Source organism: Cytobacillus kochii, from assembly GCF_020171845.1.
GTDB classification, from domain to species: Bacteria; Bacillota; Bacilli; order Bacillales; family Cytobacillaceae; genus Cytobacillus; species Cytobacillus kochii.
Genome location: NZ_JAIVAM010000027.1, coordinates 1 through 12004, shown reverse-complemented (window position 1 = coordinate 12004; position 12004 = coordinate 1). Strand labels below are relative to the sequence as shown.

General features: G+C 36.1%; 11 protein-coding genes. 4 read left to right on the top strand and 7 right to left on the bottom strand.

Features of this window, described 5'->3' with window-relative positions; all coding sequences use genetic code 11:
• Window positions 1-365: 365 nt before the first annotated feature.
• The 4 genes from LCM23_RS25430 to LCM23_RS25415 form a co-directional block, all read right to left on the bottom strand.
• The gene (locus LCM23_RS25430; RefSeq protein WP_263624454.1) at window positions 366-1145 is read right to left on the bottom strand and encodes an amino acid ABC transporter ATP-binding protein; all 780 of its coding nucleotides are present in this window, start codon (window positions 1143-1145) and stop codon (window positions 366-368) included.
• 14 nt (window positions 1146-1159) lie between these two features.
• Window positions 1160-2365 (bottom strand): amino acid ABC transporter permease, encoded by a 1206-nt coding sequence (locus LCM23_RS25425; protein ID WP_224939319.1) that lies wholly within the window; start codon window positions 2363-2365, stop codon window positions 1160-1162.
• Between the two features lie 8 nt (window positions 2366-2373).
• Entirely contained in the window at window positions 2374-3549 is a 1176-nt protein-coding gene (locus LCM23_RS25420) for an amino acid ABC transporter permease (RefSeq protein WP_263624455.1), read from the bottom strand.
• Between the two features lie 100 nt (window positions 3550-3649).
• Entirely contained in the window at window positions 3650-4723 is a 1074-nt protein-coding gene (locus LCM23_RS25415; protein ID WP_224939316.1) for an amino acid ABC transporter substrate-binding protein, read from the bottom strand.
• 514 nt (window positions 4724-5237) lie between these two features.
• Here LCM23_RS25415 and LCM23_RS25410 point away from each other — a divergent pair.
• Together LCM23_RS25410 and LCM23_RS25405 are read left to right on the top strand one after the other, a co-directional pair.
• Complete coding sequence (locus tag LCM23_RS25410) at window positions 5238-5804, top strand: TetR/AcrR family transcriptional regulator (RefSeq protein WP_224939315.1); 567 nt, start codon at window positions 5238-5240, stop codon at window positions 5802-5804.
• A 97-nt stretch (window positions 5805-5901) separates the two neighbouring features.
• The gene (locus LCM23_RS25405; RefSeq protein WP_224939314.1) at window positions 5902-8034 is read left to right on the top strand and encodes an MMPL family transporter; all 2133 of its coding nucleotides are present in this window, start codon (window positions 5902-5904) and stop codon (window positions 8032-8034) included.
• On the opposite strand, the gene LCM23_RS25400 is transcribed toward LCM23_RS25405, so the two are convergent.
• From LCM23_RS25400 to LCM23_RS25390, 3 genes are all read right to left on the bottom strand, one after another.
• The gene (locus LCM23_RS25400; protein WP_224939313.1) at window positions 8011-8280 is read right to left on the bottom strand and encodes a hypothetical protein; all 270 of its coding nucleotides are present in this window, start codon (window positions 8278-8280) and stop codon (window positions 8011-8013) included. The genes LCM23_RS25405 and LCM23_RS25400 overlap by 24 nt on opposite strands.
• Before the next feature lie 93 nt (window positions 8281-8373).
• Entirely contained in the window at window positions 8374-8976 is a 603-nt protein-coding gene (locus LCM23_RS25395) for a pyroglutamyl-peptidase I (protein ID WP_224939312.1), read from the bottom strand.
• An 88-nt stretch (window positions 8977-9064) separates the two neighbouring features.
• The gene (locus tag LCM23_RS25390) at window positions 9065-10183 is read right to left on the bottom strand and encodes a mechanosensitive ion channel family protein (protein ID WP_224939311.1); all 1119 of its coding nucleotides are present in this window, start codon (window positions 10181-10183) and stop codon (window positions 9065-9067) included.
• A 290-nt stretch (window positions 10184-10473) separates the two neighbouring features.
• Between LCM23_RS25390 and LCM23_RS25385 the strand changes: the two genes are divergently transcribed.
• Both LCM23_RS25385 and LCM23_RS25380 read left to right on the top strand, forming a co-directional pair.
• Window positions 10474-10821, top strand: a complete 348-nt coding sequence (locus LCM23_RS25385; RefSeq protein WP_224939310.1) for a PadR family transcriptional regulator — start codon at window positions 10474-10476, stop codon at window positions 10819-10821.
• Window positions 10808-11830, top strand: coding sequence for an HAAS signaling domain-containing protein (locus LCM23_RS25380; RefSeq protein ID WP_224939309.1), 1023 nt, complete (start codon window positions 10808-10810; stop codon window positions 11828-11830). Before LCM23_RS25385 ends, LCM23_RS25380 begins: the two co-directional genes overlap by 14 nt.
• The last annotated feature ends 174 nt before the right edge of the window (window positions 11831-12004 follow it).

Sequence of the window (12004 nt, the reverse complement as noted above, 5' to 3'; positions counted from 1 at the left end):
CCAGCGTTCGTCCTGAGCCAGGATCAAACTCTCCAATAAAGTGTTTGATTAGCTCATTTGCACCTATGGTGCTTTGTTGCTGATAAATCAGCTTTTTTAGAATTACGCTTGACGTTTTACGTTCGTTCAGTTTTCAAAGAACAATCTCGTTCGCTTCAGAAGCGACCTTCTTAATATATCATTCAGTTCGTTTGATGTCAATAACTTTTTTAAAAATCCTTATGTAAGTTACTGTGTCAGTAACGACTGCTTTAATATAATATCACCTGTTATTATTATTCGTCAATAACTTTTTTAAAAAAATTAATCTATTACATAAATAAAAAAGGAGTCAGCACTTTCATGTTATGCTGACTCCTTTTTTATTATAGTATTTGCGATAAGAACGCTTTCGTCCTTTCATGTTGTGGGTTATCAAATAATTCTACTGGCGTTCCCTCTTCAACAATTTCACCGTAATCAAATAAAACAATACGGTCAGCTACTTGGCGAGCGAACCCCATTTCATGTGTAACAACTACCATTGTCATTCCTGATTCAGCCAACGTCTTCATTACATCCAATACCTCTTTTACCATCTCAGGATCTAACGCTGAGGTCGGTTCATCAAACAACATGATTTTCGGTTGCATCGCCAACGCTCTTGCAATAGCCACCCTTTGTTGTTGCCCACCTGAAAGTTGACCTGGATATTTATCAGCTTGTTCAGGAATACCCACTCTTTCAAGCAACTCTTTCGCGATTTGTTCAGCTTTAGTCTTCTTCCACCTTCTCACCCAAATCGGTGCTAAAGAGATGTTTTTTAGAATCGTCATATGTGGAAAGAGATTAAAAGATTGAAAAACCATCCCTGTTTCTTTTCTTATTTCTTCTATGTTCTTTAAATCATCAGTCAACTCAATACCATCTATTTTTATTTGTCCTTGTTGAAACTCTTCTAAAGCATTAAGGGTGCGAATAAAAGTAGATTTCCCTGAACCAGATGGCCCCAGGACAACAACAACCTCACCTTGTTTCACACTAATATTTACATCTTTTAAAACATGCAGTTGTCCAAACCATTTATTTAATCCCTTTACTTCTATTATATTTTCTCTTTTTTCAATAGGTATATCTATTTTCTCAACTCCAAATATACTTTCCATCTATATATATCCTCCTAACGCTCTCCGGCACCTAAAGTATTTTCCAATCTTCTACTTACATACGACATAAGCGAACAGAATATAAAGTAAATAAACGCGATAAACAGAAATACTTCCATGTTCTTTCCTAAAAAGGCGGGATTTGCGATCACCTTTTGTCCCATCCCTAATAATTCAGTCAATCCTACAATCGCTACAAGAGAAGTATCTTTGAAAATTGAGATAAACTGACCAACACAAGCTGGAATCACAGCTTTGATAGCTTGAGGAAGAACAACAAAACCCATGGTATATGTGGAATTTAAACCTAAAGCTTGCGCTGCCTCAAATTGTCCCCTCGGAATTGATTGCAATCCACCTCTTATATTTTCAGCTAAATATGCAGCACTAAATAATGTGAAACCAACCATTGCCCTGAGGACATTACTCACGTCAATACTATTACCTAAAAAAAGCGGCAACATTAACTGAAATACAAATAGTATGGTAATTAGAGGGATTCCTCTTATCAGTTCAATATAAATGATACAAAACCATTTCACTACAGGGAGTTTACTTCGTCTTCCTAGAGCTAATAAAACTCCCAAGGGGAAAGAACAAACAATTGCCACACTTGCAATAAGTAGCGTTAACAAGAAACCTCCCCAAATATTAGAATTCACTTTTGGTAAAATTCCGAAACCATTGAATAGAGAAATAACAAGCGGAATAAACAATATCCATAATAATAAAACTGGTATTTTTAGCTTTTTCACTTTTCTTCCTATTATATAAAAGAGGAAAATGCAAATAATATTCCCTACAAGAATAAGCCTCGTATTTGTTTGGATAAATGGTAGGACAAGCGAAACGACCATTAGCCCACCAATAACCAATGCCACATGCTTCATCACTCCTTGCCATAACCCCCATGAGCTTCCTAAAAGAGCAGAAATGAGAAAAATAGCTACCCAAACTCTCCAAGTCTCCTCTAATGGAAATTGCCCAACCATGAGTAAACGAAAGTTCGTTTCGATCACAGTCCAATCAGCTGTAAAAATAAATTTCCCTGTATGGAAGACAACATATAAAATAATGGCAGTTGACACGATGGTTAATATAATATTTGGCCAAGTACCGAATAAGTTTGTCTTTAACCAACTACCTACACCGACTGTTTTTTTAGGCGGTCCCACAACCGAAGTACCAGTAGTTACGTTTATTTGAGGTTCATTGTTCATGCTTACACCTACCTTTCAACGAGTTGCGCTTTCTTATTAAAGTAGTTCATAAATAAAGAAGTAATTAAACTAAATGTTAAATAAACAGCAATCATTATCGCAATAGCCTCTATTGGACGCCCCGCTTGATTCATTACTGTGTTTCCAATACTTACAATCTCTTGATAACCAACTGCAACAGCCAAACTTGAATTCTTAGTTAAGTTCAAATATTGACTGGTTAAAGGTGGGATGATAATTCTAATGGCCTGTGGGAAAATCACCAATCTGAGAGCTGTTGAATTCTTTAACCCTAATGCTTTCGCAGCTTCAGACTGCCCCTTATTGACTCCATTGACCCCAGCTCGTATGATCTCTGCAATAAATGTAGATGTATAAATGACCAACCCGAGTAATATAGCGGAAAATCCAGGTGATAGGACAAAACCACCATCAAACCCATTTCCTGCAACAGACGGAGCATGGAAGGTTACTGGTGTATTTCCAGTGACTACGTAAGATATAATAGCAATCACCACGATAACGCCAAGCGCCCACAATGATGGAAAATTCTTTTTCCCAGATTCTATTTGTTTCTTTAACATCAAACGATAGACAAAAAGAGCAATTACCAGTGAAACAAGGAATAAAATGCCCCAGAGTAAAATTCCTTGATTTTTTTCATACCAAGGAATAGCTGTACCGCGATTCGAGAAAAGCATCGGTCCAATCTGAAGGGCTTCTTGAATTTTCGGCATTGGTAAAAACACAGCATAAAACCAAATAAATATTTGTACAAGCAATGGTGTATTTCGAAAAATCTCAATGTACACTCCGGCAATTTTACTTAATAACCAGTTATTCGACATTCTCGACAAGCCGACAATCAATCCAAGAATAGTCGTTAAAATAATCCCAAAGAATGCAACCCTCAATGTATTAAGCATGCCTATGAGTAAAGCTTTTCCATATGTATCAGTCGGTTGATAATCAATCATCGCCTCCGAAATAGAAAACCCTGCTGTATTGGCAAGGAAATCGAATCCTAACTGTAAACCTATTTGTCTTAGCCCATTTAAAGCATTGTCAATTAAAAGATATCCGAATGCTAAAACGATAATAGCAAATACTACTTGTAAGATAATTGGGATAATCTTTTTATTTCGCCAAAAAGGTGGAGAAATCGATTTCTTCTGATTCGACAGTTCACTCACATCTTACACTCCCTTCTAGAGGTACCTATTTAACTAATAGTTTAAAAAAGACCTGCTATAGAGAATTCTCATCAAGCAGGTCTATCTTTACTTAACGGAATGGAGGAGAGTAAAGAATTCCGCCATCAGTGTATAATGCGTTTAACCCTCTATCTAATTTGAAAATGGTATCTGCTCCAAGATTCTTCTCAAAAATTTCGCCATAATTCCCTACTTGCTTAATAATCTGGTAGGCAAAGTCATTGGGGAGCCCTAACTGTTCTCCAAGGTTTCCTTCAGTTCCTAACAATCTTCTAATTTCAGGATTTTCCGATTCTAAAAATTCATCAACATTTTTAGAAGTGATGCCAAATTCTTCAGCTTGAATAGTAGCAAAAACCATCCAGTTCACCGCATCAAACCACTTATCATCTCCACCTTTTACTGACGGTCCAAGTGGCTCTTTCGATAAGTTCTCCTCCAAAATCTTATGTTCATCAGGATTTTCCATTACTGCCTGCCTTGCAACTAATCCAGATTTATCTGTTGTCCAAGCATCAATGCTTCCTGATTCATACGCCGCTACTACTGCATCTTGACCATCAAACACAACCGCCTCATGCTCGATACCAAGCGCTCTCATCTGATCTGCTAAGTTCAACTCCGTTGTTGTTCCTGTGTCTACACCAATACGCATACCTTTTAAATCCTCAAGAGACTCTACCCCACCGTCGGCTCTCACCATAATACCTTGACCATCATAGAAAGTTGTTGGCGCAAAATTCAAACCAACTTCCGAATCACGGTTTGTTGTCCATGTTGTGTTTCTAATTAACACATCAACTTCGCCTGTTTGCACAGCTGTAAATCTCTCTTGAGCAGATAAAGGTCTAAACTCAACAGCTTCGGCATCCCCTATCGCACCCGCTGCTAGTACTCGAGCGAAATCAACATCAAACCCAACGTTCTTACCACTCTCATCGATGTAGCCAAACCCTGGCAATTCATCATTCACTCCAGCAACTAGCTTCTTATTATCAATCACTTTACTAAGAATAGAACTTCCGGATGATCCATTATTCGAATCCCCGCCTTCCTTTCCTCCCGCCTCTTCATTCGAGCAACCAGTTAGCGCAAGCAAAACTACTAAAACGAAACTTATAAAACCAAATGAAATCTTCTTCATAATTCCCCCCCTTTACTCTGTTAATTAACAGAATTTTTAGATATTTAACAATAGTAATAGATCCATCATGTAAGATTGTCTATCACTATATGTTATATATTAACTTTATTGTTTTTTGTAGTCAACATTATATTTTTAATTTTCTTAAAACTAAAAATATTTAGAATAAATTAAATCCATTTAACAGTTTACTAGAATATTAATCTCTTCCTATATTACTGGAGTCTAATCAGGTTTAATTACAAATGAAGAGTATTTCTTAATAATATTTATCATTTTACTAACACTCATTCTAAATACCTATTCTATACACCGGATTAATAATCTTTTTTACTAAAACGAACTACATTTACCCTTCCCCTTTTCTTCTCTCATTTTTCCGCGATTATTCCATAAAAGTAATTTTTCAATATAACACTTTACCTTCTTTCTTTTTGAAGAAATAATGAATGAAAAAGATATAACTTTCGATTATAAATGACAAACGATTATAATATTGATGAGGTGAATAAATATGGGTAGAGATAGAAAGTTCTCCATTACAGAATTATACGAACATACACAAGCATTATTACTAGAAGTTGGATATGAAGCATTTACGTTTAGTTTATTGGCAGAAAGGCTAAATGTAGCAAGAGGAACAATTTATAAGTATTTTGAAAATAAAGATGAACTTATTACAGCTTTTATGATTTATGAAATGAATCAATTTATGCAAAAACTCGAGCAAATTGAGGAAAAAGGAGATTTTGAACGGCAATTTACTTACTTAATGGAAATTATCTTTGAAAGAAGTGAGATTCAGGAATTAATCAATATTACAAAGCAAGTGAATACAACAAACGAAAAAACAGCTGCAAATCAATCTTATTTTAAAAACATGAGTATAAATATGTATACATGCTTACAAAACTTTGTCCAACTAGGTAAGCAAGAAGGAAAGTTAAACCCATCCTTGCCAGACACAATGATATTAGGCTTTATTTTTCAATCAGTAGCCATTCCAAATCATTTTCAGTTACCACGTGAGCAATGGGTTCAATCCATTATTCAAATGGTAAGTAACGGGATACGCACTTAATAATTGACACATGTGTCACTTTGGAGCAAAATATGATAGAACCATGGAATTTTTATGATCTTCCACCCCAACCTAACTTGAAAGGATGTCCTATCAAATGAAAAACTTGCTCCATACTATTACTGATCGAGTAGCAACGAAAAAAGGGGCGTGGATTACCATCGTCTGTTGGCTAGTTATCGCGCTAGGGTTAGCATTTTTTGCTCCTAATGCGAAAGATTATCAAGTGGGAAGAATTGCTACTCTCCCTGAAGATAGCCAATCGATTATCGCCCAAAACAAATTAGAAGAATACTTTCCAAGCGCTGACGGTATTCCTGCCATCCTTGTCTTTCAGGATAAAAATGATGAGCAACTTGAAACCTCTGTTTTAGCAGAACAACTAAATAGCTTTAAGAATAATGAAATTAAAGGAATAACTGAGGTCATTCCACTAGAACAATTACCACCTGAAGCACTCGAAGGCTTCTTTTCTGATGATCAATCCATAGCAGTCATTCCACTACAATTTGCATCTAGTATGGAAAGCGGAGATATTCAAACTTCCATTCATCAAATGCAAGATATGATCGAAGATCAAACAGACCTAAACTTTTGGGTAACTGGACCCGCTGGCATTAGTGCAGACTCTCTTGACCTATTTTCAAGAGCTGATGTTGTCCTTATTTTATCTACTGTCGCTTTAATATTAGTCTTACTTATTGTTATTTATCGCTCACCACTGCTTGCTATCATTCCTTTATTGGCTGCTGGATTTGTTTATGAAGTTGTTATGAAGTCATTAGGTATTTTAGGAAGCCTAGGGTTAGATCTCAGTCAACAAACCATTTCGATTATGTTGATCTTGTTATTTGCAGCAGTAGTTGATTATTCGCTTTTCGTATTTTCACGTTTTAGAGAAGCATTAAAAAACCATGAAAACTCTTTTGAAGCGATGAAAGTGGCTATGAGAAGTGTTGGCATGCCTGTTTTCTTCTCTGGTGGCACGGTTCTTGCCGCTATGCTTGTTCTTTTCTTTGCCGAGTTTGGTGATTATCGAAACTTCGCTCCAACTTTCGCAACAGCCATGGCGATTATCATGATCTCATCCATAACGCTCATTCCTGCTTTATTTGCGTTATTTGGCAGAAAAGCATTTTGGCCAAAAGTACCGAAAATGGGAGACCATTCAGTGAAAGGAAGTTCTTTCTGGAGTAAGGTAGGACAATTCGTTGTCAAAAAACCGATTGTATCCGTTATATCTGTCGGGGTTATCTTGGTCGTCTCTGCATTAAATATTTCAAACTTAGACTATGAATTTGATACGATAAAATCTTTCCCTGAAGATATGCCATCTCGTGTCGGTTATGAAGTATTAGAAGAAAACTTCTCTAGCGGAGATCTTGCACCAACAACTGTTTTAGTTGAATCATCACAAGCATTATCTGAAGAACAAGTTTCTTCTATTGTCGAACAACTTTCAACAAGGTCAGAAGTAAATGAAGTTAGACCTTCTGGGACAGCTGAAAACAATCAAGTTCTTCAACTGAGCTTGACTTTCAATGACAGTCCTTATGCGATTGAAAGTATTAATGAACTAGAAAAAATAGTAAATGAGAAAGAAGAGTTATTAGATAACAGTAATATAGATGGCGACATTTATTTTTCAGGTGAAACAGCGTCATCATTAGATGATCGTAAAGTGAACAATAATGATATCCTTTTGATTGTTACACTTGAAACGGTCCTCATCTTCTTGCTCCTTATTGCTTTGACAAAATCGATCAAAATGCCAATCTATATGATGGGAACTATTCTCATATCATTCTTAGCAGCATTAGGATTGGGAACATTTTTAACAGAGATATTTTTCGGAATCGATGCTGTAAGTAACCGCGTTCCTTTATACGCCTTTGTATTCCTTGTCGCACTTGGAATCGATTATAATATTATGCTCGTTTCTCGCTTTCAAGAAGAAAGAAAGCACCATAGTGTCAAAGAAGCTGTTCAATTAGCTGTTTCTCATACAGGTGGAGTCATTTCTTCAGCCGGCTTGATTCTAGCCGCAACATTCGCTGTTCTAATGACACAGCCTATCGAGTTACTATTTGTATTCGGATTTATTGTAGCTGTCGGAATTCTATTAGATACATTCCTTATAAGAGGTGTACTTTTACCAGGATTAATTGTTTTATTAGAGAAAGATAAACAAGGAGATAAGCAAAAATCAAAATCTGTTAATAACGGATAGAATACAAAAATTAATTTTATGTTTGTACTGCCACAGATGATGTTCTGTGGCAGTTTTTATACGCTGAGAATATAACACATAGATTGATAATACTAATGTAAAGAGGTGAATTTCTTTTTTACAAGAAATATCACTACTCTCTCCTTCTTGCCAAGGAGTTCTTACTGCAAACGTTCCTTTTGAACGGTCTTCAATTAGATAAACAGCTTTTACTACACCTCTCCCAATATAGGATATATCTTTCACTTGCCAGACCTCTTCAGACTCTAACGCTATTCGGATTTGTTGCTTTAAATGCTTATTCAACCTATTATCAAAAATGACATTAGGTTCTCCTAACTACTCTAACGTTTCTATACATATTTCGATCGCCCTTGTTAAATCATATTGACTCCAACTAGGCAGTTTACTATTAGTCAAAGCTAATCGATGAGACGCAGGAATATGAATAAACCCTGCTGGGATATTAATGTTATGTTTTTTTATATAATACAGTACTTGATACATCACATGGTTACATAAATAAGCTCCTGCTGTATTAGATATTTTTGCAGGGAAACCATGATGATGAAGCCTTTCGACCATTTGCCTAATAGGTAGCGTAGAGAAATAACCATCTTCGCCATCCATGTGAATAGGCTCATCCACTGGTTGAACTCCGTTATTATCAACAGGTCCATCATTTACATTAATCGCTATCCGCTCGGGTGTTATTTTATCTCTACCAGCCGCTAGCCCCATAAGTATCACGGCATCTGGATTCATTTCTTCCATTTTTGTTATAAGTGTTTGCTTTACATGTTTAAACGAGACGGGGAGCAAGGCCGTTTGCACATGATAATTCCCAATGTTTTTGCCATCTAATGCTTCCACAACTTCTGCGGTTGGATTAATTGGAAAATCTAAAAAAGGTTCAAAACCGGTTAATAATAATTTTTGCATCTATCTCACCCTTCATTATGTAGAATATTCAATTATTTTATTAAAAAAGAGAAATCGCTTCTTTTCTAAACAAGAAGCGATTTCGTTTTTAAGAATCTTTCCCTAACATTAATTGATCTTTGTTTTCCTTCTGATCGGCAAGGAGCTTGTCGGAATCAACATATACGCGAGTGCTTTCTAGCGCAATGATGACACCTTCTTGCTCAAGAATATCAATGATTTGAAAGTTAATATTCTCTTTAATTTTAAGGAATTCTCCCCAATTGGTTGTGTTCGTAAAGAAATACAAAAATAAGTCATATGAATTATCTTTAATTTCATCAAAAGTAACAAAGATGGTTTCTGGGTGGATATCATCATTATTCACTAAAGTTGAATGAATCCTATCAACAATACGTTGCAGCTTATGTCTTGGTGTCTCATGTGAGATCGATAAATTAAAGGTAATTTGTCTTTTTCCCATTCGGCTCCAATTCGTAATGGGTTCATTCGCAATTGTCCCATTTGGTAATGTAACAATCGCCTGAGCGAATGTCCGGACTTTTGTACTTCTGAAGGAAATATCTTCTACGGTCCCTTCAACACTCGGCGTCATAATCCAATCACCCATTGTAAAAGGTTTCTCGGTTATGATGACGAAACCTCCGAATAAGTTACCGATGGCATCCTTCGCTGCAAAAGCAATTGCAGCACCACCGATACCAAGCCCTGCTACGAGACCACTGATATGGTATCCAAACTCTTGCAAGATAATACTTGCAGCAATAACCATAATCACTATTCGTAACATACGTGATAAAAATGGAATGAGAATATCATCCACCTCTAACTTATACTTATCACGCATTTTTATAAAGACAGCTGATGAAGCGGATGCCACATTGTATAGACCCCAAGCAATCATAGTGATAAATGCGGATTTTATAAGTGCAACAAATATCCTATTATGCTGTTCTAAATATGGAAAAAAGTCCATTGCAATATATAGACCAACAATGATGAAAATCCATTTCACCGGTTTTTCAAATGAAAGAAAGATATGAGATAAAAGCTGAGAGTTTGCCTTATTACTCACCTTCATTAATAGCTGAAACAAATATTTTGCAAAAATACCGCGAAAAATTAAAAAAAGTATCAAGATTCCTATTGATATCCCTAGCTGAATCCAGGTGTTCTCAGAATCAAGGAATGAAAAAGCGCCTTCCATTTATCTGCCCCTCCTTATAATCTAGTGTTTATCATACCATAACACCGCTTGTTACCATTAGTAAAAAGATATTACCTTATGTAAATAACCGTTCCACACGTTAACAAACCTGATGATTGAAAATAATGTCGAATGTATCTTGTCCTCTGCCTTCTTATTCTTTCTCATTTTCAGCTATTCTACCTTGGAGATTTATGTTAAGAAATGCTGTCGAAAAAAATTATGCACATTATTATTGATTTTATAATACTGTATGATATACACTATTGTTATTAACGAGGTGATTACAATTGAAAGACTTATTACATTCCCTTACAACAGAGCTAAAACGTGGAACACTTACATTAGCGGTTTTAAGTCAGTTAGACGAACCACAATATGGCTACTCTTTAGTACAAAACTTAGAACAATCGGGCATCGAAATAGAACAAAGTACTTTATACCCTTTGCTTAGACGACTGGAAAAACAAGAACTTGTCACTAGTAGTTGGGACACAACCGAAAGCAGACCAAGAAAATATTATCAGCTTAGTGAATATGGGAAGAAGATCTTCGCAGCATTAAAGGAGGAGTGGGCAAAAATGTCTACTGAAATGAATTTATTATTAGAGGGGGGAAACAACAATGGAATGGATTGATGTTTATATCCATGAGGTTACAAAGCGTCTACCTGAAAAACAACGGAATGACATTGCATTAGAGCTAAAATCATCCATTTTAGATGCACTACCAGAGAATTATTCGCTCGAAGATGTAAAAGCTGTATTGGAGGACTTAGGAGATCCAGCAGAAATCGCGAAGAATTATCGCGATGCACCCTCCTATTTAATCGGTCCTGATTATTATGACTTATTCATGACCACTATGAAGATGATTTTACAACTTGCCATTGGGTTTGCTGTTGCTTTCATCGTTTTTGAAGGAGTAATTACTTACCTAAACAGCAATCAAGATTGGACCTATATATTCACTGTCTTCGGCAAAGGGATTTGGACGGTTCTATCTACAGCTATCCAAGTCGTATTCTGGGTCGCTATTGTCTTCATTATTATGGAACGAACTGGCGTCGCGCCTTATGAAATCGCCGGTACAGGAGAAAAATGGACACCAGATGATTTGAAAAATATTACTGTTATTCCCAAGAAAAAAGGGATCACGAAGATCGATATTTTTGCTGCGTTCCTCTGGACAGCCATATGGGGTACCATTTACTTCTTCGCACTTGATAGGGTCGGTATCTATACACAAAATAATCAAGAAACAGGGTTAACCCTACTGACGCCGATTTTCAACCAAGAACTTCTTCTCTCATTCTGGCCACTTGTTTTGATTGTTATTTTATGCGAGCTCACATTAACGGTATATAAATGGGTAAAGAGGCAGTGGACCAAATCTTTAGCAACCATTAACACTATCTATCAACTCTTGTATACGATCTTGTTCCTGTTAATTATTCTTCAACCAAATCTTTTCCATAGTAATTTAATCAATGAACTTAGTCAGCTCTTTAACACAACAGCAACAAATATAAGTTCAATTCTTGATACAATTATTGGGGTATCTATTGCTATTACCATCATTTCAGCTGTTTATGCTTCATATGAAGGTTTTAGGAAAAGTAAAATAAAGAATGATACTTTGCTGTAAATCAAAAAAATACCTTACCGATAAGTGAAAGAGAAAAAGCCCGAACCATGTTAAAACATGAACAGCCCCCTGTCAAGTAGACAGTGGAAATAATAAAAAGTTACCTAAGCGGCTATAGCTCTATATTCCATAGGGCTATAGCCGTTTAGTCGTTTTTGGTATCGATTATGATTA

What these genes read in the sequence shown, in the direction of transcription:
- LCM23_RS25430 (WP_263624454.1), bottom strand. Translation starts at nt 1,145, where the DNA reads ATGGAAAGTATATTTGGAGTTGAGAAAATAGATATACCTATTGAAAAA.
- LCM23_RS25425 (WP_224939319.1), bottom strand. Translation starts at nt 2,365, where the DNA reads ATGAACAATGAACCTCAAATAAACGTAACTACTGGTACTTCGGTTGTG.
- LCM23_RS25415 (WP_224939316.1), bottom strand. Translation starts at nt 4,723, where the DNA reads ATGAAGAAGATTTCATTTGGTTTTATAAGTTTCGTTTTAGTAGTTTTG.
- LCM23_RS25410 (WP_224939315.1), top strand. Translation starts at nt 5,238, where the DNA reads ATGGGTAGAGATAGAAAGTTCTCCATTACAGAATTATACGAACATACA.
- LCM23_RS25405 (WP_224939314.1), top strand. Translation starts at nt 5,902, where the DNA reads ATGAAAAACTTGCTCCATACTATTACTGATCGAGTAGCAACGAAAAAA.
- LCM23_RS25395 (WP_224939312.1), bottom strand. Translation starts at nt 8,976, where the DNA reads ATGCAAAAATTATTATTAACCGGTTTTGAACCTTTTTTAGATTTTCCA.
- LCM23_RS25390 (WP_224939311.1), bottom strand. Translation starts at nt 10,183, where the DNA reads ATGGAAGGCGCTTTTTCATTCCTTGATTCTGAGAACACCTGGATTCAG.
- LCM23_RS25380 (WP_224939309.1), top strand. Translation starts at nt 10,808, where the DNA reads ATGGAATGGATTGATGTTTATATCCATGAGGTTACAAAGCGTCTACCT.